The 22,139-nt window shown below is 71.8% G+C and carries 15 protein-coding genes; 9 read left to right on the top strand and 6 right to left on the bottom strand.

The genetic code is table 11. From position 1 onward, the window contains the following. The first annotated feature begins 6 nt into the window (after window positions 1-6). The 7 genes from ABZ406_RS16170 (at window position 7) to ABZ406_RS16140 (ending at window position 7,968) form a co-directional block, all read left to right on the top strand. Window positions 7-747, top strand: a complete 741-nt coding sequence (locus tag ABZ406_RS16170; protein ID WP_357761533.1) for a DUF6069 family protein — start codon at window positions 7-9, stop codon at window positions 745-747. A 134-nt stretch (window positions 748-881) separates the two neighbouring features. Further along, the gene (manD, locus tag ABZ406_RS16165; RefSeq protein ID WP_357761530.1) at window positions 882-2,111 is read left to right on the top strand and encodes a D-mannonate dehydratase ManD; all 1,230 of its coding nucleotides are present in this window, start codon (window positions 882-884) and stop codon (window positions 2,109-2,111) included. A 108-nt stretch (window positions 2,112-2,219) separates the two neighbouring features. Next, window positions 2,220-3,926 carry an ABC transporter ATP-binding protein gene (locus tag ABZ406_RS16160; protein ID WP_357761527.1) on the top strand — a complete coding sequence of 569 codons (1,707 nt, stop codon included), beginning with the start codon at window positions 2,220-2,222 and terminating at the stop codon, window positions 3,924-3,926. Beyond that, window positions 3,923-5,749 (top strand): ABC transporter ATP-binding protein, encoded by a 1,827-nt coding sequence (locus ABZ406_RS16155; protein WP_357761524.1) that lies wholly within the window; start codon window positions 3,923-3,925, stop codon window positions 5,747-5,749. The genes ABZ406_RS16160 and ABZ406_RS16155 overlap by 4 nt, the downstream gene beginning before the upstream one ends. 167 nt (window positions 5,750-5,916) lie before the next feature. After that, window positions 5,917-6,495: a sigma-70 family RNA polymerase sigma factor gene (locus ABZ406_RS16150; RefSeq protein WP_357761520.1), complete on the top strand. Its 579-nt coding sequence runs from the start codon at window positions 5,917-5,919 to the stop codon at window positions 6,493-6,495. Window positions 6,496-6,567: 72 nt separating this feature from the next. Continuing rightward, the gene (locus ABZ406_RS16145; protein WP_357761518.1) at window positions 6,568-7,452 is read left to right on the top strand and encodes a peptidoglycan DD-metalloendopeptidase family protein; all 885 of its coding nucleotides are present in this window, start codon (window positions 6,568-6,570) and stop codon (window positions 7,450-7,452) included. A gap of 54 nt (window positions 7,453-7,506) precedes the next feature. After that, on the top strand, window positions 7,507-7,968 hold the full coding sequence (locus ABZ406_RS16140) for a hypothetical protein (RefSeq protein WP_357761516.1): 462 nt from the start codon (window positions 7,507-7,509) through the stop codon (window positions 7,966-7,968). An 83-nt stretch (window positions 7,969-8,051) separates the two neighbouring features. Here the strand turns inward: ABZ406_RS16140 and ABZ406_RS16135 are convergent, their stop codons facing one another. Further along, window positions 8,052-13,511 (bottom strand): carboxyl transferase domain-containing protein, encoded by a 5,460-nt coding sequence (locus ABZ406_RS16135; RefSeq protein ID WP_357761513.1) that lies wholly within the window; start codon window positions 13,509-13,511, stop codon window positions 8,052-8,054. A gap of 321 nt (window positions 13,512-13,832) precedes the next feature. On the opposite strand from ABZ406_RS16135, the gene ABZ406_RS16130 reads away from it, so the two are divergent. After that, window positions 13,833-14,930 (top strand): winged helix DNA-binding domain-containing protein, encoded by a 1,098-nt coding sequence (locus ABZ406_RS16130; protein ID WP_357761510.1) that lies wholly within the window; start codon window positions 13,833-13,835, stop codon window positions 14,928-14,930. 36 nt (window positions 14,931-14,966) lie between these two features. On the opposite strand, the gene ABZ406_RS16125 is transcribed toward ABZ406_RS16130, so the two are convergent. Next, a complete protein-coding gene (locus ABZ406_RS16125; RefSeq protein WP_357761507.1) occupies window positions 14,967-16,028 on the bottom strand; it encodes a hypothetical protein in 1,062 nt (353 codons plus the stop codon). A gap of 316 nt (window positions 16,029-16,344) precedes the next feature. Between ABZ406_RS16125 and ABZ406_RS16120 the strand changes: the two genes are divergently transcribed. Next, on the top strand, window positions 16,345-17,070 hold the full coding sequence (locus ABZ406_RS16120) for a cellulose binding domain-containing protein (protein ID WP_357761504.1): 726 nt from the start codon (window positions 16,345-16,347) through the stop codon (window positions 17,068-17,070). A 53-nt stretch (window positions 17,071-17,123) separates the two neighbouring features. Here the strand turns inward: ABZ406_RS16120 and ABZ406_RS16115 are convergent, their stop codons facing one another. The 4 genes from ABZ406_RS16115 to ABZ406_RS16100 form a co-directional block, all read right to left on the bottom strand. After that, on the bottom strand, window positions 17,124-17,921 hold the full coding sequence (locus ABZ406_RS16115; RefSeq protein WP_357761501.1) for an SAM-dependent methyltransferase: 798 nt from the start codon (window positions 17,919-17,921) through the stop codon (window positions 17,124-17,126). 123 nt (window positions 17,922-18,044) lie between these two features. Next, window positions 18,045-18,701, bottom strand: coding sequence for a response regulator transcription factor (locus ABZ406_RS16110; RefSeq protein ID WP_357761498.1), 657 nt, complete (start codon window positions 18,699-18,701; stop codon window positions 18,045-18,047). Then, window positions 18,698-19,993: a histidine kinase gene (locus ABZ406_RS16105; RefSeq protein WP_357761495.1), complete on the bottom strand. Its 1,296-nt coding sequence runs from the start codon at window positions 19,991-19,993 to the stop codon at window positions 18,698-18,700. The genes ABZ406_RS16110 and ABZ406_RS16105 overlap by 4 nt, the downstream gene beginning before the upstream one ends. Before the next feature lie 42 nt (window positions 19,994-20,035). Next, window positions 20,036-22,066, bottom strand: a complete 2,031-nt coding sequence (locus ABZ406_RS16100) for a serine hydrolase domain-containing protein (RefSeq protein ID WP_357761492.1) — start codon at window positions 22,064-22,066, stop codon at window positions 20,036-20,038. Window positions 22,067-22,139: the final 73 nt, after the last annotated feature.

Below are 22,139 nucleotides of genomic sequence, written 5' to 3'. Positions count from 1 at the left end.
CCTCCGGTGCGGACGCTCACGCTGCCCGGCGGCGCGCGTGCCGAGGTCGTCGCGGCGGAGTGGCACGACGCGTTCGGCGTGGTCACCAGCGGGCGGGTGCAGTTGGAACTGCGCGACGGAGAGCCCGGGCCGGTGTTCGGACGCGATGCCGGCTTCTGGCTGCGCGGCACCGGCGTCCGCGCGTTGCGCAACCCCGACGGCCGCACGGCGAGAGTGCGTGTCTTCACGCCCGGGGCCGCCGCACGTCGGTCACCACATCCTCTACGCGAGCCTCACCCTGATGGAGACGACATGAACAGCACGAAGGACACCGAAATCGTCGCCGGCCCGGCATCGGAACAGCCCAGCCGCACCCGCCGGCTCGGCGGGCTCGCCGGCACCGGCTTGATCGCCACACTCGCGGCGATGGTGGCCACCACCCTCGGCGCCGCGCTGGCCCGGGTCGTTGGCGTCGACTTCGAGATCCCCGACGGTGGCGAGACGATCCCGTTGGCCGGCATCGCCGTGGTGACCGGCTTCTTCTCGGTAGTGGGCGTCGTCATCGCCGTGGCTCTGCTCCGGTGGAGCGCGCGGCCCGCCGACCGGTTCGTCCGGGTCGCAGTGGCGCTGACCGCGCTCTCACTGGTCCCGGCCCCCGTCTCCGGAGCGAACGCGGCCACCGTCGCCGTCCTCCTCGGGCTACACCTCGTCGCCGCCGCGGTGATGATCCCCGCCCTGACCCGGAGCCTCCGTAGCCGGACCGGGTGACGGTGCCGCCTCCGACCGCGGAGAGCCGGCCCGACGGGGGCCGGCTCTCCGATCATGGGCGCGGTCACGGCCGCGCCGATCGCCTGTCCCGGCCTAGAATCCACAGCCGGTTCTGACGGAACGAAAGGCACCCCGTGAAGATCGTCGCAGCAGACGTCATCGTGTCCAGCCCCGACCGGAACTTCGTCACCCTGAAGATCACCACCGACGAGGGCGTCACGGGTCTGGGCGACGCCACGCTCAACGGCCGTGAGCTGTCCGTCGCCTCGTACCTGCAAGACCACGTCGCCCCACTGCTGATGGGGCGCGACGCGCACCGGATCGAGGACACCTGGCAGTTCCTGTACCGGTCGGCGTACTGGCGACGTGGCCCGGTCACCATGGCGGCCATCGCCGCGGTGGACGTCGCGCTCTGGGACATCTTGGCCAAGGCCGCCGGCATGCCGCTGTACCAACTGCTGGGCGGCGCGTCCCGCAACGGCATCATGGCGTACGGGCACGCGTCGGGGCGGGACCTTCCGGAGCTGTTCGACTCGATCCGCCGTCACCTCGACGAGGGCTTCCGGTCGATCCGGGTGCAGACCTCGGTGCCGGGGATCAACGCCGTCTACGGTGTGGCCGCACAGCCCAGCGCCACGGGCCAGCGCTACGACTACGAGCCCGCACAGCGCACCCCGTTGCCCGCCGAGGAGGACTGGGACACCCGCGCGTACCTGCGCCATCTGCCGACTGTCTTCGAGGCGGTACGCAACGAGTTCGGCCCGGAGTTGCCGCTGCTGCACGACGGTCACCACCGGATGACCCCGATCCAGGCCGCCAAGCTCGGCAAGGCCCTTGAACCGTACGACCTGTTCTGGCTGGAGGACTGCACCCCGGCCGAGAACCAGGAGGCGCTGCGGCTGGTCCGCCAGCACACCACCACTCCGCTGGCCATCGGGGAGGTCTTCAACACGGTGTGGGACTACCAGACCCTGATCCGGGAGCAGCTGATCGACTACGTCCGGTCGGCTGTCACCCACACCGGTGGTATCACCGCCATGCGCAAGCTGCTCGACTTCGCCGCCCAGTACCAGATCAAGTCGGGTATCCACGGCCCCACCGACATCTCCCCGGTGGGCATGGCCGCGGCGCTGCACCTGGACCTGGCCATCCACAACTTCGGCATCCAGGAGTACATGAAGCACACCCCGCTGGCCAACGAGGTGTTCCGGCAGTCGTTCACCTTCACCGACGGTTACCTGCACCCGGGCGACCAGCCGGGCCTCGGGGTGGAACTCGACGAGGAGGCGGCGGCCCGGTTCCCGTACGAGCCGGCGTACCTGCCGTTCAACCGGCTTCAGGACGGCACGGTCCATGACTGGTGAGCCGGTTACCGCGCTGGACCGCCCATCCACCTCCGCTTCGAGGGCATGTTAGGTTAGCCTGCCCTAATCGTAAGTGGAGTCTGTCGCCGTGCCCTCATTGATCCGAGCATGACATTCACCGAGACCACCGGTGGTGTGGTGCTCCGTCGCGCGCTGCGTCGCCAGCGCGCCCGGGTGGCCGGCGGCATCGCGCTGCTCTGCACCCACCAGGCCACCGAAGCTCTCGTTCCGGTGGCCATCGGCGTGGTCATCGACAGTGCGGTGGCCACCGGCGACGTCCGCGCCCTGCTGCTCTCACTGGCCGGCCTGGCCGCCCTGTTCACAGTGCTCGCCTTCGCCTACCGGGCCGGGGCGCGACTGGCGTTCGCCGCCGTCGAACACGAGGCGCACGCCACCCGGGTCGAGATCGTCAGCAGCGCCCTCGACCCGCGCGGACGCCGATCGGGTTTGCGTGACGGCGAACTGCTCTCCGTGACGGCCTCCGACGCCGAGTTGTCGGCGCTCGTCGTGCGGGTCGCCGGACTCACCGCCGCGGCGCTCACCGCCATCGTGGTCGCCGCCGTCGCGCTGCTCGTCGTCGACATCCCGCTCGGCCTCGGCGTGCTCCTCGGCGTACCAGTGCTGGTCGTCGCCCTTCAGCGGATGGCGCCGCTGCTCACCCGGCGCAGCACGTCGCAGCAGGAGGCCCTCGCTGCCACCACCGCCCTCGCCGTCGACCTCGTCACCGGCCTGCGCGTCCTGCGCGGCATCGGCGCGCAGGACCACGCCGCCCGCCGGTACGCGGGAGCCAGCCGCCACGCCCTCGACGTCACCCTGCGCGCCGCCACCACCAAGGGTCTGCACCTCGGGCTCACCACCACCGTCAACGGTCTCTTCCTCGCCACCGTCGCCGGAGCCGCCGGCTGGCTCGCGCTGCAGGGGCGGCTCACCATCGGCGAACTCGTCGCCGTGGTGGGGCTGGCCCAGTTCATCGCCGAGCCGGTCCAGACGCTCGGGTACTGCGTCCAGATGTTCGCCATGGCCCGAGCCTCCGCCGGACGCGTCGCCCGGGTCCTCGGCGCGGCACCCGTCGTCCAGCCGGGTGAGGCCGGGCCGCCCGCCCCGAGCTCGTCCCGGCTCGTCCTCGACGGCGTCGCGTACGCGGGCCTCGACGACCTCAGCCTGCGCGTCCAGGCCGGTGAGATCCTGGGCGTGCTCGCCTACGACCCGGGTGAGGCCGAGGCGCTCGTCGCGCTGCTGGCCGGCCGCGTGCCCCACGCGGACCGCCGGGGGACCTTCCTCGTAGACGGCGTCCCCGCCGACGAGTTGCACATCGACACCGCGCGCGCCGTGCTCCTTGTCGAACAGCATGACGTGGCGCTGTTCGAGGGGACGCTACGCGCCAACCTCAGCTCCGGCGTCTCCGTCGACGACGACGTTCTGCGTGCCGCCGTGCGGGCCGCCGCTGCGGACGACGTGCTCGCCGCGCACCCGCACGGGATGGACCGCCTGCTCACCGAACGCGGGGCGAACCTCTCCGGTGGGCAGCGGCAACGCATCGGGCTGGCGAGGGCCCTCGTCGCCGACCCGCCGGTGCTGGTGCTGCACAACCCCACCACGGCTGTCGACGCGGTGACCGAAGGGTTGCTCGCCACCCGGCTGGCGCAGGCTCGCGGGGCGGGCACCCGCGGCACGGTGCTGATCACCACCAGCCCGGCGCTGCTGCGGATCACCGACCGGGTCGCGGTGATCGATCGGGGACGGGTCGTCGCCGACGGTCCGCACGAGCGGCTGCTCGCCAGTGACGCCCGCTACCGCGAGGAGACCCTGCGATGACGTCCGAGCCGATCACCCGGCAGCTCCTGCCGACGGCGACCGGCCGGCAGACCTGGGCGGCCCTGCGTACCGAGCTGGCCCTTCTGCCGGCGCTCAGCGCCCTCGCCGGCACGTTGCTTGTCGCCGCCGCCGCGACCGGGCTGGTAGCCCCCTGGGTGCTCGGCCGGCTCGTCGACGACGTCATGGCCGGGACCGACACGCCCCAGGTGGTGTCCTGGGCGGGTGTGATCGCCGGCGCCGCCGTGCTCGCGGGGCTCCTCACCGCGGTCGGAGCGGCGGTCGCCGCGCGCCTCGGCGAGACCGTGCTGGCCCGACTCCGGGAACGGGTCCTCGACCGCGCCCTGCACCTGCCGTCGGCCACCCTGGAGCGGGCCGGGACCGGCGACCTGGTGGCCCGTGCCGGTGACGACGTGGCAGTGGTGACGAACGTGATCGCCACCAGCGGCCCCGCCTTCCTCGGCGCGGTGCTGTCCGTCGTGCTGACCGCGGCGGGACTCTTCGCCCTCGACTGGCGGCTCGGCATCGCCGGGTTGGTAGCGGCCCCGGCGTACGCGGTGGCGCTGCGCTGGTACCTCAAACGGTCGGTGCCGTACTACGCCCGGGAGCGGGTGGCGACGGGCGAGCGCGCACAGGCGACGGCCGAGGCGCTGCGGGGCGCGGCGACAGTACGCGCCTACCGGATGGAGAACGCCCACGTCGCCCGGATCGCGGAGCGCTCCGCCGTCGCCCGCGACCTGTCGCTGGAGATCTTCGGTCTCTACACCCGCTTCGGGCTGCGCATCAACCGTTCGGAGTTCGTGGGGCTCGCCGCCGTACTGCTCGCCGGTTTCCTCCTGGTGCGCGGCGACCTGGCCAGCGTCGGCGCCGCCACCACTGCCGCGCTCTACTTCCACCGCCTCTTCAACCCCATCGGCCTGCTGCTGTTCGAGTCGGACTCGGTGTTGCAGGCCGGGGCCAGCCTCGCCCGACTCGTCGGGGTCACCACGCTGCCGGACGCGGCGTCCCCCGCCGGCACCGAGTCCGCCCGCGGCGATCGGGGCGTACCGGCGGCACTGGAGGTGACAGTCGCCCGACACCACTACGACGACGGGCCGGTGGTGCTGCGCGACGTCGCCCTGCGCCTCGCGCCGGGGGAGCGCGTCGCCCTGGTCGGCGCGAGCGGCGCGGGCAAGAGCACCCTCGCCGGGATCATCGCCGGCATCATCGCGCCCACCGACGGTGCGGTGACCCTGCGCGGCGTACCGCTGACACAGCTCGACGAGCGCCGCCTCCGTCGCGAGATCGCCCTGATCAGCCAGGAGGTGCACGTCTTCGCCGGTGCGCTCGCCGACGACCTGCGCCTGGCCGACCCGGACGCCACCGACACCGAGATCGCCGCCGCCCTGGACCTCGTCGGGGCCACCGAGTGGGTGCGCACCCTGCCGGACGGTCTCGCCACAGCGGTGGGGGAGGGTGGGCGGCACCTCACCTCGGCCCAGGCCCAGCAGCTCGCACTGGCCCGCCTCATCCTCGCCGATCCGGCTGTCGCGGTCCTCGACGAGGCCACCGCCGAGGCGGGCAGCGCGGGCGCACGTGACCTCGACCGCGCCGCTGTGGCGGCCACCGAGGGCCGCACCACTCTCGTCGTCGCGCACCGACTCAGCCAGGCGGCCACCGCGGACCGCATCGTCGTCCTCGACCAGGGACGCGTCACCGAGCACGGCACGCACGCCGAGCTGCTCGGGGCCGGGGGCGGGTACAGCCAGCTGTGGCGCTCGTGGAGCATGCCCGACCCGGTGGTCCCGAGAGAACGCGAGAGCGCGGACCAACCCGTCCCGAGCTGAGCGGCCCGGCTCCCGCCACGTCGGACATCCGCGAAATCAGTCGGATCCGGGAACCCCGGGAACTTTTCCGGACCGGCCGGCGACCACCAGAGTGCGCGGCCGACCGGCGGCGTTCCGGCGACGGCATCGGCATGAGGGAGCGCCCGTGGCACACAGGACGGTGGTCTGTGCGGAACGGCGTCGCTGACGACGACCAGGTGACCCGGTGGGCGCGAGAGGCGGGCCAGGGTGACCGGCAGGCCGCCACGGCGTTCATCCGGGCACTACAGGACCAGGTCTGGCGGTTCCTGTCGCACCTGGCCGGGCCGGGGGAGGCCGACGACCTGACCCAGGAGACGTTCCTGCGGGCCATCCGCAACCTGCCCGGGTTCGCCGGGCGCTCGTCGGCCCGTACCTGGGTGTTCACCATCGCCCGACGCGTCGCCGTGGACCACGTCCGGACGGCGGTGGCCCGGCCGAGGATGGCGTCGGTGCCGGACTGGCAGGCGGCGGCCGAAGCGGCCGGTGCGATCACCGTCGGCGCCGACGAGGGCGTGACCCTGCACCAGATGATCGCCGGCCTGACCCGGGAGCGCCGCGAGGCGTTCGTCGCCACCCAGGTCCTCGGCCTGTCCTACGCCGAGGCGGCGGACGTCTGTCAGTGCCCGGTCGGCACCATCCGTTCCCGGGTCGCCCGGGCGCGGGAGGATCTGGTCGCCGCCTGGCAGGCCGACACCGACCCGAGCCACGAGCGACGAACCGGCTGACATTGATCCGTGCCACTGCGGCGGCTACCCTCGGCTGGTCCATGGTCAACTCGGACCGTACGGAGGCCGGCGATGAACCACGAATACCCGCCCGTGTGCTGTGGCGACGGGGAACGGCCGCCGAACGGGTTGAGCCGTCGTCGGCTGCTGCGCGGCACCGTCCTGACCACAGGTGCCCTCGCCGTCGGCGGTGTCGTCGGACTGCCGGGGACCGCGTCTGCCGCACCAGCGATCTACAACCCGTTCGCCGGCTACCGGATCACCGGGACCTGGCAGGACCACCTCAACAGCGGTTCACTGGGCGGCATCGACTTCGGGATGGGCGTCGGGACCGACCTGCCGGCCTGCGGCGCCGGCACGATCCAGAACATCCCGAACAACGGTACGGGCGGGCACACCGTCACGATCCAGCACGCGGACGGCTACCGCAGCCAGTACCTGCACCTGTCCCAGTTCCTGCTGGCCAACGGCACTGTGGTGGGCGCCGGTGCGATCGTCGGACGGTCGGGCGGGGCGGTGGGCGCGCCTGGTTCCGGTAGCTCCACCGGCCCGCACCTGCACTGGCACATGATCAACCCGAGCGGTGTCCGCATCAACCCGCTCACCTACGTCGGCCAGAACCCGGGCGGCGGTGGCTTGCCGAAGACGTCCACCGAGCAGGACGGCATTCCCGGCACCGTCTTCTACCAGCGGATGCAGAACTGGTTGCGGATCACCTCCGGTTACACCGGCCCGATCGACGGCGTGCCGGGCACGCGGACCTACGCCGCGCTGCAACAGGCACTGCGCGGCTACGGCTACGGCGGGCCGATTGACGGCGTGCCGGGGACGAACACCTGGAAGGCCGTTCAGCGACTCGCCTCCGGCTGGGGTTACGCAGGCCCGATCGACGGGGTGATGGGGCCGAACTCGTGGCGGGGCTTCGCCCGGTTCCTCAACCAGAACCAGTGGGACTGACCCGCTCGATCAACGAAATGGACGAGGCGTGGCGCACTTCCTAAGATCACGCCGGTGAACACCGAACCTCTCCATGTCGCGGGCGTAGCTGGCCCGATCGTCGTCACCACCAAAGCCTTCGGGGGTCGCCCTACCCTCACCGTCGCCGGAGTGCCGGCCGCCAGGACAGGCAAACGCTACGCGTTGCCGACAGCGGACGGCGGTGTCGTCCAGGCCACGTTACGCACCGCCTTCGCCGATCCTTACCCGGTCGTGGCGGTCAACGGCGTACAGCACCGGACCGGGCCCTCGATACCGGTCTTCCTGCGCATCCTGGCTCTGCTACCGATCCTGCTGTTCACCGTCGGCGGTGTCATCGGTGGACTGGTCGGGGCGTTCGGCGTCCTGGCGAACCTGACAGTTGCCCGCACCCAACTGGCACCCGCCGTCAAGGCGCTCGTCATGGTCGGCGTCGGTATCGCCACGGCCATCGTCTGGCTCGCCATCGCCGTCGCGCTGAACGCGGCGGTCAGCTAACCTCGCCGCACGCCACCCCCGTACGGTCAGCACCACCGGTCGGCGACCGGTGGTGCTGACGTGGTGCGGGTGTCTCGGTCGTGCTAGGCCAGGCGGGCCTCGATGGCCTCGATGATGCGCGGACGCAACTCGGCGGCGCGGATGACGGCGTCCACCGAGCCGACCTCGACGGCGCGGTGGATGTTGTGCACCCGGTCGAACTCCGCGGCCACCTCGCTGAGTTTCTCCGCGCGCACCGACGAGCGCAGCTCGTCGAGTTCCGCGGTCAGCGCGGCGCGTTCGGTGCCCGCCGAGGCCGCGGTGCGGGCCTCCAGGTCCCGCACCCGCGGGTCGGCCGCGGTACGGGCGTTGACGTCGGCGGAGAACACCACAGCGGCGGCGGGTGCGCCACCGAGCACCGAGGCGAACGAGCCCTCCAGCGCCAGCACCGTCATGTTCGGGTTCAGTGCCTTGGAGAACACCACGAACGCGCCGCCGTGGTAGCGCGAGATCACGCAGAAGACGATGGGACCCTGGAAGTTCACGATCGCCCGACCGATCTCGGCGCCGTACTCCAGTTGCAGCTTGCGCATCGACTCGGGTGAGCCGTCGAAGCCGGACAGGTTCGCCAGCACGACGAGCGGGCGGTTGCCGCTTGCCGTGTTGATCGCCCGTGCGGCCTTCTTCGACGAGCGGGGGAACAGGGTGCCCGCCGTGTAGGTGTCCGGGCCGTCGGTGGGCGGGAAGCCGTGCCGTGGCACCGACCGGGACTCGATGCCGAGCAGGCAGACCGGGATGCCGCCGAGGTGGACGTCCTGCACGACTGCGGTGTCCGCGTCCGCCATGCCCGCCCAACGCTCCAGCACCGGGTGGTCCTGGTCGGAGAGGGCCCGCATCACCGTACGGATGTCGAACGGCTTCTTGCGGTCCGGGTTGGACTCGACGGAGAAGATCTGCCCGACCGTGGCGAAGGCGCTGCCCGCCACGTCGTGCGGGAAGTCGGAGATGTCGCGGTCGACCGGGTCGGTGGTGACCGCCCGTCGGGGGGCGTCCTCGCCCGGCGCGACGTACGTGTGGTCGTAGTGCGCCATCACCACGTCCCGCGCGGCCGTCAGGTTCGGCGCCCAGTACTGCGCCTGCCCGTTCGGCCCCATCACCCGGTCGTAGCCGCCGATGCCGAAGTTGTCCTCAGCCGACACGCCGCCGGAGAAGTCGAGCGACTGCTTACCGGTGAGCACCATCGCCGAGTCGGGCGTCATCACCAGGATGCCCTTTGTGTGCATGAGCATCGTCGCCTCGGCGTTCCAGTACGGCTGCGCGCCGACGTTGATCCCCGCGACCACGATGTTGATCTCACCGCCGGCCTGTGTGAACTCGACGATCCGCTTGAGCGCCGATGCCACCCAGTCCATGTTCTCCGTACCGGAGGTCATCGAGATCCGGGCCCCGGCGGACAGCGCCCACCACTCCAGCGGCACCTGCATCCGCTCGGCCAGGTCCAGTGCGGCGATCACGCGCCGGCACTCCGGCTCGGACAGGGCGCCCAGCGACTTCGTCGGGTCGCCGAGCAGCACCACCCGGGTGACACCCTGCGGGTAGCGCTCGGTAGGCGTGGTGACCACCCCGGCGACGATGGCGGCGCTGTTGCGCCCCTTCGGCCGGTCCACCGGCACCAACACGTGCGCGTCGTCGAGGTCGTGCTCCACGAAGTCGCCGAGCCGGCCGGTCAACTCGTACGGGTACACGGTGTTGCGGCTGCTGGCCCGCAGCACCTTGAGCCGGTACTCGTCGAGGGGCTCGATCGGCTCGACCGGCGGCTCCCCGACGGCCAGCTCGGCACCGCCGGCGGCGTCGAACGAGATCCGTACGGCGATTCTGGTCAGCTCGCCGGTCCGGCGGTCGCGCTGGCGCGCGATGAACAGGATCTCCTCCAGGCCGGCGCCCGCTGTCGTCGGGCGGACCCGCCCGGCGATCATTTCCATCTCCTCGCGGGTCAACTCGCTCGGCGGCCACACGTAGACGACGATGCGGTTGGTGTTGAAGCGCGTCTTCGACGGCCGCCGCGACTGGGCGCGGCGGATCGAGTCGAGGCAGGCCGCGATGGCGTCCTCGGTCGTCGGCAGCGCGACCAGGCGGCCGTCCTGCTCGCGAAGCTCGGTGAGGTCACGCACCTGCGCGAACGCGACGAGACGCTCGTCGGCCCGGTTCTCCCGCGCCACGCACTGGAAGAGGTAGACCTCCTCGTCCGACGACGGCAGCCGGGTCAGGTCGAACCTGTGCAACCGCTCCAGTTGCATCCGCTGCGCGATGTACGGGTGCAGCCCGCGGATCAGCCGGTCCTCGGTCAACTGGGCGCCCGACGGGCGGAAGGTGAAGTGGTGGTGCATCACCGCCCCGCCGCGACCCGCGACGGTGGTGGTGACCCGACGCACCTGCGGCGGCAGTGGGTGCGCGGCGATGACCTCGGCCAGCGCCGCCGCCATCGCGTCGAAGTCCTCCGGCTGGTTCTCCCAGCCGAGGTAGATGTCGGCGTCCACGGCGTCCTCGCCGGTGGCCAACTCGGCCAGCCCGCGCAGGGCGCTGCCCAGCGCGTCGAAACTCACCGCGGCGGAGACGACGCTCGAGTCGGCGCGCTCGGCGACCACGAACGTGCAGTCCGCGACCCCACGGGTACGCACGCTGGTGAGCGACCTGTTGCCGTAGTACCGCCGGGTCAGAACCTCCAACATGACCGCGTTGTCGAGGTGGTGACGGACGAGCCGCTGGCCGAGCAGCCGGACCAGCGGCTCGGTGCTGCGTACCATCTCGGCGATGCGCTCGGCGCGGTCCGGCGCGTCCGGGTGCGCGTCCAGGTGCCGCAGGTGCCCACGGACCGTGGCGTAGACGCGGGCGCGGTTGCGGCGCAGCAGCGGCTGGGCGAACCAGGCGAACACCACGCCGCGGGCGAGGTCGGCGACCACCGGGAAGCGGACCTGCGTCGCGGCGATCAACCGTTCCAGGGCGAGACCGGCCGGCTCGCGCAACGCCTCGTCCGGCGGGGTCTCCAGCAGCCAGGCGCGCAGCAGCGCCGCGACGACCTGCGCGTCCGCGGAGGCACGCTGCTGGGCCAGGAAGATTCGGAAGACGGCGGCTTCGAGGGCGGGGGTGCGGTCCAGTTCGGTGACGCCGTAGCGGCCGAGCGCCTTGGCGAGCCGGGTCTGGAAGGCGTCCGGCAGCCCGGCCCGCTCGACGTCGAGGCTCTGCAGGTAGGTGTGGAAGTACTCCCGGGCGCTGTGCACGTGCGCGGCGCCGCCGTCCTCGCCCGTCGGCCGGTTCCGGCTCAGTTCGGCGAGGTCGGCGAACACCTCGATGAGGTCGAGTTCGGCGGCCAGGGGCCGCTTGCCGGCCTCGGTGGCCGCCCGTCGTGCCATCAGGTAGCCGTCGAGGACCCGGCGGTCGTCGTGCGGGTCGACGTCGAAGCCGAGCAGCAGACCCCGCAGGTCCTCCTGACCGCGCCGGCTGCGCTCGTCCGCCGGGATGTCGGCGGCGGTGGGCAGGTCCAGTTCAACGGTCTCGGTGCTCGGGTCGTCCGGGGTCTCTTCGGCGTCGTCCGCGAGCGGTTCGAGGCGCAGCAGGGGCGCACCCGCCTCCACCTGGCTGCCGACCGAGACGGCGCACTCCTTGAGCCGTGCCTTGAACGGCGCCCGGAGCACCGTCTCCATCTTCATGGCTTCCAGCACCAGCACCGGTGCGCCCGCCTCGACCTCCGCGCCGACCTCCAGCGGCGTGGCGACGACGAGCGCGGGCATCGGGGAGCGAAGGACGCCGCCCTCGTCCCGGCTGACCCGGTGCGTCACGCCGTCCACCTCCACCAGGTGGGTCGGCCCGTACGTGCCGGTGAGCAGGCGATAGCGGATGCCGTTGACGACGATCTGACCGGTGTGCCGGTCGAAGCGGTCGAGGTCGACGTCGGCGGTGCGGACGACGGGGCCGGTCTCGATGCCGACCCGGAACCGGTGCGCGCCGACGCGCGCCACCCGCGTGCGGTAGCCGACGCCGCGCAGCTTGAGGTCCAACGGCCGACCGCTGGCGTGCTGCACCTGCGGGCGCCCGCCGGCGGCTGTGGACAGCAGCCGCTGCCGTTCGACGCGCTCCTCCTCCTCGTACGCCTCGATCGCGGCTGCGGCCAGGGCGACAGCGGAGTGGCGGTGCGTGACGAGCCGGCCCTCGCCGCGGACGCGGTCGATCCAGCCGGTGTCGGCGCTGGCGTCGATCACCTCGGGCTGGTCGAGCAGGTCGAGCACGAAGCTCTTGTTCGTCGCCCCACCCTCGATGATCACGGTGGTGTTCGCCATCGCCCGGCGCAGTCTGCCGAGCGCCTCGTCGCGGTCGCGGCCGTACGCGATGATCTTCGCGATCATCGAGTCGAAGTCGGCCGGGATGGTGTCGCCCTCGCTGACGCCGGTGTCGACCCGGATGCCGGGCCCACTGGGCAGGTCCAGCCGGGCGATGCGGCCGGGGGACGGCGCGAAGTCGCGGTCGGGGTCCTCGGCGTTGAGCCGCGCCTCGATGGCGTGCCCCCGTTCGGCCGGTGGATCACCGTCGAGTCGCCCGCCGCCGGCGACGTGCAGCTGGGCCTTGACCAGGTCGAACCCGGTGGTCAACTCGGTGATCGGGTGCTCGACCTGGAGGCGGGTGTTGACCTCGAGGAACGCGAACAACCGGTCGCCCGGGTGGTAGAGGAACTCGACCGTCGCGGCGCCGCGGTAACCGACCGCCACGGCCAGCCGCTCGGCCGACGTCTTGAGCTCGGCGGCCTGCTCCGGGTTGAGCACCGGCGACGCCGATTCCTCGATGACCTTCTGGTTGCGTCGCTGCACTGAGCAGTCGCGGACGCCGAGCGCCCACGCGGTGCCCTGCCCGTCGGCGATCACCTGGACCTCGACGTGCCGGGCCCCGGTGACCAGGCGCTCCAGGAAGACGATGCCGCTGCCGAACGCCCGTGCCGCCTCCTGGCTGGTGCGCTCGTACGCGTCGTCGAGCTCAGCCTCGTTCCTGATCACGCGGATGCCGCGCCCGCCACCGCCGGCGGTCGCCTTCAGCATCAGCGGGTAGCCGACCTCGGCTGCCGAGGCCCGGGCGGCGGCGAGGGTCTCGACGGCGCCGCGGCTCCACGGCGCGACCGGCACGCCGACCTTCTCGGCGATCAGCTTCGAGCCGATCTTGTCGCCGAGCTGGCGCATGGCGTCCGCGCTCGGCCCGACGAAGGTGACGCCGATCTTCTCGCACAGCTCCGCGAACGCCGGGTCCTCGGCGACGAAGCCCCAGCCGACCCAGGCGGCGTCGGCCCCGGTCTCGGTCAGGGCGCGCTCCAGCACCGCCAGGTTGAGGTAGGGGCGAGCGGACGCGGGGCCGAGATCGTAGGCGATGTCTGCTTCGCGGACGAATGTGGCGTTGCGGTCGACATCGGTGTAGAGGGCTACGGTTTCGAGCTGGATGCCGGTCTCCGCGGCCAGCTCGCGGACCGCGTGGATGAGCCGCATGGCGGCTTCACCACGGTTGACGATGGCGACACGGTTGAACACCCGAAGAACCCCTTAGCTAGACCTCGACCTGCGTGCCGGGAGACGACGGCTCCCAGCAGTGATCACCTTTCCGTCTGACGGCGGCTGGCGCTATGGCGCAACCACTGAACCCACAGTCCCTCATTTGTAGGAAGTGCACAAAACTTTTTGGCACCCACGAAGATGCGCGCGTCTCCGTCGGCCCGCCCCGGCCGCTCCGACAATCGATCATCGGGGTGATCGGCTGACCAGGAAGATCGCCACGGTACCCGCGACGGGCACCTCGATCACCATCGGACTGTCGGCCCCGGGTCGGATAATCAGGCGGGCCGGAAGGACCTGATGACAGTTCTCGACACCCAGGCGCTCAACCGCGCGACGCTCGCCCGACAGTTGCTGCTCGACCGTGCCGACCTGCCGACGCTCGACGCCGTCGCCCACCTCGGCGGCCTCCAGGCCCAGGAGCCGCAGGAGCCGTTCGTCGGGCTGTGGTCGCGGCTGCTCGCGTTCGACCCGACGGTGCTCTCGACCCTGCTGACCGAGCGACAGGTGGTACGCACCCATCTCATGCGCCGGACGGTCCACCTGCTCGTCGCCGACGACGCAGTGGCCTGGCGCGGCCGCCACGACGCCATGCTGCGCCAACGAGTGCTCGGGGTCTACCGCGGCGAGTTGGACGGCGTCGACCTCGACGACCTCGCCACCGCCGCCCGGGAGGTGCTGGCCGACGGTGAACCGCGCTCGATGCCGGAGATCGGGCGCGCGCTCGCCGAGCGCTGGCCGGCGGCGGGGTCACGGGCGCTGGGCGAGATGGCTGTCGCGCTCGTCCCGCTGATCCAACTGCCACCGCGCGGCGTGTGGCGGGCGAAGGGCGGCGTGCGGTACGCCCCGCTCGCCGCGTGGCCGGGCCGGGACGCTCCCGTGCCGACCACGGGGGGCGCCGATCCGGTCGGCCAGGTGCTCGTCCGCCGATATCTGGCCGCGTTCGGCCCGGCGGCCACCGCCGACCTGCGTGCCTGGTGCGGTCTCGCCGGGCTGCCGGCAGTGGTGACCGCCCTGCGCGACGAGCTGGTGACCTTCCGCGACGAGCGTGGCCGGAAGCTGATCGACCTCGCCGACGCGCCTCGCCCCGACCCGGACACACCCGCCCCGGTGCGGTTCCTGCCGGCGTTCGACAACGCGATCCTCGGCTACGACGACCGCAGCCGGATCATCGACGACGCGCACCGTTTCCTCTCGGTGGCCGGCGAGCGCGTGGTGCTCGTCGACGGCCGGGTCGCGGCGACCTGGGGCGTCGAGTCGGGCACTGTGACAGTCAGCCCGCTGCGCGGCTTCTCCCGGGCGGATCGGGCCGCCGTCACCGAGCAGGGGCAGGCGCTGGCGGCTTTCCTCTCCGATGACGAGAGCGACCGGGTGCGGGTCGAGTCGTCTCCCCGGTGACGGACCAGACGGTCCGACCCCGGGGAGACGAAGGCGTCAGTCGACTGTCGGCGGTGCCGTCCGTGCCGCCTCGGCGAGCGCCGCCGCCGCACCGGCGTACGGGTTGTAGCTGTAGGTGCGGGCCAGACCGCTCGGCACCGTGAAGTAGGCGACCGCCAGCTTCGCCGGGTCGCTGGCGATCTCGCCCCGCGCGGGGGTGTCGTTGCCGTCGTCCCAGCCCCACGGCGCGTTGGCCGAGTTGGTGGAACAGCTCCAGGTGCCCACGCCGCAGTCGCCGGACGTGTCACCGGCGAACGTGCCCAGGCTGGCGAACAGGCTGGCGTTGGACCGCTGCGCCCAGAGACCGCCGGCGGCGAAGATGTCGATCAGTTGATAGCGCACGTCGCGGTCGTTGCCGCTGCTCGGTGTCTCGGCGACGGTCGACGGGTAGTAGACGATGCCGTCGCCGTTGATGTCGTACTGCGGGTGTGCCTTGAGGCCGTGACCCTGGGCCTCCTGCGCGGTCACCGGGTGCTGGAACGTGTCGTGCGGTGACGCCTGCAGGCGCAGGGTGCCGTCGATGCTCTCCCCGCCGCTGGTCCAGGTGCTACCGGTCGGCGTGTAGGAGTAGAAGTCACTGTGCGCGACAGTGACGGCCGAGCGGAGAACACCGTACGTGGAGCCGTCGCGCTCGATCGCGAACAGCGCGCCCTCACCGTCGTTCTCGTGTTCGGTCTCGAAAAACGGGTGGTCGGTCCAGTCGCGGGGGTGGAAGAAGAAGTACGTGATGTACCAGTGGGTGCTCGTCTCGACGACGGAGTAGTACACGTGGGCGGCCAGCGCGGTGCCTGCCTGTCCGGTCCGTTCCCAGTTGTTGCGTCCGTCCAGGTCGCCGTCGAAGTCGACGCGGGTGAGGTAGTCCGACTGCCCGCTGAGGGCGTGGCTGCCGGTGGCGTCGACATCCTGGTAGTGGATGGGCGCCCAGCGGAGGGCCAGTTCGGCCCGGCTGACGGCGGCGCCGGCGGGGGTCGGTGCGGCCAGCGCGGAGGCCGTCAGCACCACCGCGATCAGTGCCCTCACTCCCCACCGGCGCCGGGGCGTGCTGCTTGCGTCGATCATGCTGTACTCCCGTGTCCGAATGAATAGACCACCATGGATCATTGTCGGTGCGGGCACCCGGCGGGTGTCCCTGCGGCGACGAGAAGACGGACGACGTTCGACGGGAGCGGGATCGGGTTGTATCGATTCCTCTCGACTGTCATGCTGTGATCCGGTCGTGCTCGGGGAGCCAGCGCGCACCAGAACTCCTCCGGTCCACGGGGCGCACGCGGCGACCAGGTCGCCAGTGCCGGGCAGCCCTCGTCGTCGACCGGAACCCGAGCGCGGCACCGACCACCACCTCAGCCACGGTGCCCCGCCAAGCACGGAGGTACCGATGCTTCGCATGTTCCTCGCCGTCACCACTTTGGCGCTGGCCACCTGGGCCGGGTCGACGACCACCGCCGCCGAAGCGACACCCACGCCAACGCCGTCGGCCACGCCGACACCGACCTGCCCGCCGGCTCTGCCGATCAGCGCGAGCGTCGCCAGCGTCACCACCACGAGCGTGACCATCTCGTACTCGCTCTTCTTCCGGCCGCCCTGCGGCTACGACCCGCCGATGACCATCACCCTCTTCGCCAGCCGCGAGGACGCCCAGCAGTGGCGGACGCCGGTGGCCGAGGCCGTCTCCGGGCCGGAGCGCAGCGGCACCGTGACCATCGGTGGCCTCACGCCCGACACGGAATACTGGTACCGGTTCAGCGACCCCGACGGCAAGCGCGATCCCTACGTGATCTGGCCGGCCCGGACCGCCTCGCTGACCTCGTGCCGGGCCACGGCCACCATCGACACCCACTGGGGTGGCGGCTTCGTCGCGACCGTCACCGTCCGCAACACCGGGACGTTGCCGGTGGACCGGTGGCGCGTCTCCTGGCGGTGGTCCGGTGACGAGCGGATCCAGACGGTCTGGGGCGGGGTGCCCGAGACGGCCGGTGCCGACGTCACCGTTCGCAACGCCTCCTACAACGGGACGCTCGCGCTGGACGGCGCGACGACGTTCGGTCTGCTCGTGACGACCAGCGCGGTCCCCGACGGTCTGACAGTGACCTGCGCACGGTGAAAGGTCCGCCCCGCTCCCGGCGACAGTGGGAGCGGGGGGGGACATCGTGTCGGTCAGGGCTTGCGGGCCACCGCGCCGTACGCGTCGATCCCCACGGCGTCGGGATCCTCGGGCCGCCACAGCGGAATCGGCACCAGGCCCGGCTCCACCATCGTCAGCCCTTCGAAGCAACTTTCGAGATCCGCCGGGCTGCGCAGGATGTACGGAACTCCGCCGCTCTGCGCCAACCGTTCGGCGCCGGAGACCACAGCCGGGCTGGTGTCGGTGCCGTCCCAGAGCACCAGGTGAGAGCCGGACGGCACCGCGTCCATCGTGCGCCCGACGATCGAGCGCACCACGTCCAGGTCGGGCTCGTAGCCCATCACGCCCATGTACATCACGGCGATGGGCTTGTCGAAGTCGAGCGTCCGCGCCGCCTCGGCGAGGATCTTCTCCGGGTCGTGGTAGTCGGCCGGGACGTAGGTGGTGACCCCCTCCGACGTCGTGCTGGCCAGCAGCGCCCGCGCGTGCACCAGCACCATCGGGTCGTTGTCCACGTAGACGATCCGCGAGTCGGGCGCCACGCCCTGGGCGACCGCGTGCGTGTTCTGCATGGTGGGCAGGCCGGTGCCGATGTCCAGGAACTGCCGGATGCCTGCCTCCGCCGCGAGGTACCGCACGGCCCGCACCAGGAACACGCGCGACTGCTGCGCCATGAGGACGATCTCCGGGTAGACCTCGGCGACCGCGTCGCCCGCCGCCCGGTCGGACTGGAAGTTGTCCTTGCCGCCCATCCAGTAGTTCCAGATCCGTGCCGCGTGCGGCACGTCGGGCTGAAGCTTCGCAGCGAGTTCGGGGTCCGGGCCGGCCATGCCTGGCTCCTATCGAGGGGTCGTCAGCTGGAGATCACCACAGCGGTACGCCGGGATCGTACTCCGGCGGTGTCCACTCTCGAGCGGGGGTGACCCGCCGGTGCGCGGGTGATCGGGCGGCTGTCACCTCCGGACCACCCCGTTCTGGTACGCCCACACGACGGTCTGGAGCCGGTCCCGCGCGCCGATCTTCGCCATCGCACGCCCGAGGTGCGACTTGACAGTGCTGGTCTCGATGAAGAGCCGCTCGGCGATCTCGACGTTCGACAGGCCCTGCGCGAGCAACTCCACGATCTCGGTCTCCCGCGCGGTCAGTTGGTGGGCCGCTGCCGCGTCCGAGCGGGGAGCGGGGGTACGCCTGGCGAATTCCGAGATCACCCGCCGAGTGACGGACTGGTCGACGAGCCCGTAGCCGCTCGCCAGGCGGCGGATCGCCTCGATCAGGTCCTCGGGCTCACAGTCCTTGAGGATGAACCCGCTGGCGCCGGACTCCAAGGCGCCGAAGACGTACTCGTCGAGGTCGAAGGTCGTCACGACGAGCACCGCCGGTGGCGTCCCGGTCGCCTCGGTGACGATCTGCCGGGTCGCGGTGAGCCCGTCGCCGTGCGGCATCCGGACGTCCATGCAGATGACGTCCGGTTGCAGCCGGCGGGCCAGCTCGACGGCGGCGGTCCCGCTCGACGCCTCCGCCACGACCTCGATCTCGCCGGACTGCTCCAGGATCACGCGGAAGCCGGCCCGGACGACAGCCTGGTCGTCGACGAGCATCACTCTGATCATGCTGGTGCCTCTTCCTTCGACCGGGACGCTGCGGGACCGTTCGTGGGAAGTGTCGCGGCGACCGACCAGCCACCGGCCGCCGTCGGCCCGGCGGTGAACGTCGCCCCGATCAGCTCGGCGCGCTCGCGCATGCCCACCAGGCCGACGCCACCGGTCCGTGCCGTCGGTACGCCTCGCGTCGCGCCGGCGTCGTTCACCACTTCCAGCGACACCGAGCGGGGCTCGAAGCGGAGCACCACCCGCGCCGCGGCGCCCGGGGCGTGCTGGCGGGCGTTGCTGAGCGACTCCTGTGCGATCCGGTAGAGCGCGACGTCGGCGATCGGCGACACCTCGCGCTGCTCGCCCTCCCTGACGAACTCCACCGGACCGGCGAGGTCGCCCACGGTGCGGACGAGGTCGTCGAGCATGCCCAGCCCGGGAACCGGAGCGGCACTGTCGCCGCCGTCGTGCCCCGGCCGCCCGCGCAGCACACCGACGACGAGCCGCAGGTTGTCCAGGGTCTCCTTGCCCTGGCTGCGAATCCAGACCACCCCGGCCTTCGCCGCCGCCGGGTCCCGGTCGATGAGCCGCTCGACCGCCGCCGCCTGCACGACCATGCCGGACAGGTGGTGCGCCGCCACGTCGTGCAACTCCCGGGCCATTCGGGAACGCTCCGCGCCGATCGCCGCCTGGACCTTCGTGCGTTGCTCCCGGATCGCCTCGTCCGCCCGTACCCGGACCAACTCGACGTAGCGCCGGTAGGTGGCCACGTAGCCGCCGACGACTGTCGCGCCGCCGTAGGTCAGGGCGCTCGCCGAGACGTACGCGACGGCGGTCAGCAGATCCGGCGTCACCACGACGGCCGCCCCGATCGACTCCACCACCACGACCGCACCGACGGCCAGCAGCGCACGCCGAACCGGTAGCAACGACCCGACGGTGTACGCCACGACGAACGGCGCGATGCCCCGGATGGTCGCCTCGGGCAGCGAGAAGCCGATGATGGGCAGTTGAAGGCCGACGACGAGCGCGAGGCAGAGCAGTGGCCGGACCCGCCGCAGGCACAGCAGCGTCGCCTGCGCGCAGCAGATGGCGACGAGCAGCCAGGTGCGCGCCGGGTCGAACGACACGCCGTCCTCTGGCGCCACGAACCAGAACAGCGAGGTCAGCAGTACGAACGTCAGGACGGTGAGCGCCGCGGCCAGCAGGCAGTCCCGGGGGAACACACCTGTCACCCGGAGCCGGGTGAGCCGGCCGTCGAGCCATTTCGTCGGTCGCGGTGCGCCGGATTCGGTGTCGGCGTGGTCCCTCATACGGTGCGCATCCTTGCTCCGGATCGTCCCGGGTCGGGTGGGTCAGTAGGAGATGCTAGGTGCCAGCAGGTGGAACTCCACCGCGAACCAGCCGGCGCCGACGAGCGCCAACAGGATCAGTCCACTGCCGGCGACCCGCCGCCAGCCGATGTGGCGTCGCACGTCGTCGACCAGCCGGACCGTGGCGGGCAGCACTCCGAGCAGACCGACCAGTTGCAGCACCTGAATGGTGCGCAGGACGGGCCCGGGAACGTCCTGGAGGCTCATGATGCTGCCGATGCTCAGCACCCAACCGGCGAACGCGAGCAGCGTGCCGCCGACGGCGATGCGGCTCAGGATCCGGGCGGTACGCCCCGCCCGCTCCCGCGCGGCACGGCCCAGCCGACGGCGGACGACCGCGCCGACCGGCCACGACAGCACGGTGAGCAGCAGCACGACCGTCGACAGGATCAGCACCGGAACGGCCACCGCCGAGGCGCGGGCCGGCTCGACGGGCAGCAACGCGAACGCGGAGTCGAAACTGATCGCCTCGACCCGGTCGTCGGTCGCCCGCATGGCGATCGTGCGCTGCCCGCCGACCTCCCGCCAGACCCAGGGCGCCACCTCCTCGTAGAGGGCGGGGGAGTCCGAGAGCGGGCCCGGCTCCACCAGCAACCGGTCACCGTCGGCGACGCTGACAGTGGTCCGACCGACCAGACCGATCGCCGTCAGGAAGTTACTCCGTATCGTTCGCGAGGACTCGTACGTCCCGGCGGCCAGTGCGGCGTGTTCGGCGGTGGTCGCCGGGTCCGGGCCGGCGGTGGGCTGGTCGTCGCGGGCGGGGAAGTAGCGGTCGGCGAAGCCGTTCACCACCGACTCGCGAAGCTCGTGGCTGTCGAGGGCGCCGGCGCCGTTGCTGTTGAGGGAGAGAAAGATGCCGGCCCGGTCATCGGGGTAGATCTGCAGGTGGGAGTGGAAGTACTTGGTGTCACCGCCGTGGCCGAGGATCCGGTGGCCGTTGCGGTCCTCGGCGAAGAATCCGAGGGTCATCCGGGGCCCGTCCGCGAGGGTGCCCAACGACGTCGCGTCGAGGGCCGGCCGCCGCATCAGCTCCCGGGTCGGTGCATCCAGCAGGGGTGCGAAGCCCACCTGCTCGCCGAGCTGGGCGAGCATGAATCGCGCCATGTCCGTCGCCGGGGCGCTCAGCGCACCAGGCGGGGGCGTGCCGACGATCTCGAACGGCGCGGCGGGTCCGTCGGAGGTGTCGTACCCGTGGGACATCCGGTCGCGCAGGGCAGCCGGGAGGGGCTGCTCGAAGGTCGACGACGGCATGCCCGCGCGGTCCAGGATGTTGCGCTGGACGTACTCCTCGAACCGCGTCCCACTGACGCGTTCGACGATGTAGCCGGCGAGCGCGTTGCCGTAGTTGGAGTACGCGGGGACGGTGCCGGGCTGGTAGATCTGCTCCGGTGGCTCGGTCATCAGCGCCCTGCGCAGGTTGAGGTCGTCGGCGTCGGTGCCGATGAGGCCGGCGATCCGCTCCTCGAAGCCGGCGGTGTGCGTCAGCAGGTGCCGCAGGGTGACGGCCCGGTCGTAGCGCAGGGGCAGATCGAAGTCGAGGTACGTCTTCACGTCCGCGTCGAGGTCGAGCTTCCCGCTCTGCACGAGTTGCAGCACCGCGGTGGCGGTGACCAGCTTCGACACCGATCCCATCCGGAACAGGTGCCGGTCCGGGTCGACAGGTACGGCCTCCTTTCCGCCCGCTCCGGTATCGGCGTACCCGTACCCCCGGGTGGTGATGATCCTGCCGTTGTTCACGACGGCGACGGTGGCCCCGGCGATGCCGGTCCGGTCGAGTGCGGCCGGCAGCAGGCCGTCGAGCCAGGCGTTGACGTCGGCGCCGGTCAGCGCGGAACCGCTCGCGGCGGTGGGTGCCGCCGGGGCGTCGACCGGCGGCGCGGGGTCGTGCTGCGGAGCGCCGCAACCGGCGGCGCTCACGGCGATGACCACCGCGGTCGCCAGCAGCGCGCCGAGTCGGACGACCGGTCGGGCGGGTCGGGGTGACCCGGGTGCGAGGAGGGGAAGAAAGCGCATCGTCTGCCAGTGCCTTTCCTGGCGACCGGGTGTCCGGAGCAGGTCCGTACGGCGTCACCCGATGCCATGGGAA

Source organism: Micromonospora sp. NPDC005710 (assembly GCF_040630995.1).
Lineage (GTDB): Bacteria > Actinomycetota > Actinomycetes > Mycobacteriales > Micromonosporaceae > Micromonospora.
Note: the sequence above shows the minus strand (reverse complement) of the source record. Positions and strands in the feature narration are given on the sequence as shown.

Bases quoted from the DNA above. Each gene is read 5' to 3' on its own strand.
- ABZ406_RS16160 (WP_357761527.1), top strand. From the start codon at position 2,220: ATGACATTCACCGAGACCACCGGTGGTGTGGTGCTCCGTCGCGCGCTG.
- ABZ406_RS16155 (WP_357761524.1), top strand. From the start codon at position 3,923: ATGACGTCCGAGCCGATCACCCGGCAGCTCCTGCCGACGGCGACCGGC.
- ABZ406_RS16145 (WP_357761518.1), top strand. From the start codon at position 6,568: ATGAACCACGAATACCCGCCCGTGTGCTGTGGCGACGGGGAACGGCCG.
- ABZ406_RS16130 (WP_357761510.1), top strand. From the start codon at position 13,833: ATGACAGTTCTCGACACCCAGGCGCTCAACCGCGCGACGCTCGCCCGA.
- ABZ406_RS16125 (WP_357761507.1), bottom strand. From the start codon at position 16,028: ATGATCGACGCAAGCAGCACGCCCCGGCGCCGGTGGGGAGTGAGGGCA.
- ABZ406_RS16120 (WP_357761504.1), top strand. From the start codon at position 16,345: ATGCTTCGCATGTTCCTCGCCGTCACCACTTTGGCGCTGGCCACCTGG.
- ABZ406_RS16115 (WP_357761501.1), bottom strand. From the start codon at position 17,921: ATGGCCGGCCCGGACCCCGAACTCGCTGCGAAGCTTCAGCCCGACGTG.
- ABZ406_RS16110 (WP_357761498.1), bottom strand. From the start codon at position 18,701: ATGATCAGAGTGATGCTCGTCGACGACCAGGCTGTCGTCCGGGCCGGC.
- ABZ406_RS16105 (WP_357761495.1), bottom strand. From the start codon at position 19,993: ATGAGGGACCACGCCGACACCGAATCCGGCGCACCGCGACCGACGAAA.
- ABZ406_RS16100 (WP_357761492.1), bottom strand. From the start codon at position 22,066: ATGCGCTTTCTTCCCCTCCTCGCACCCGGGTCACCCCGACCCGCCCGA.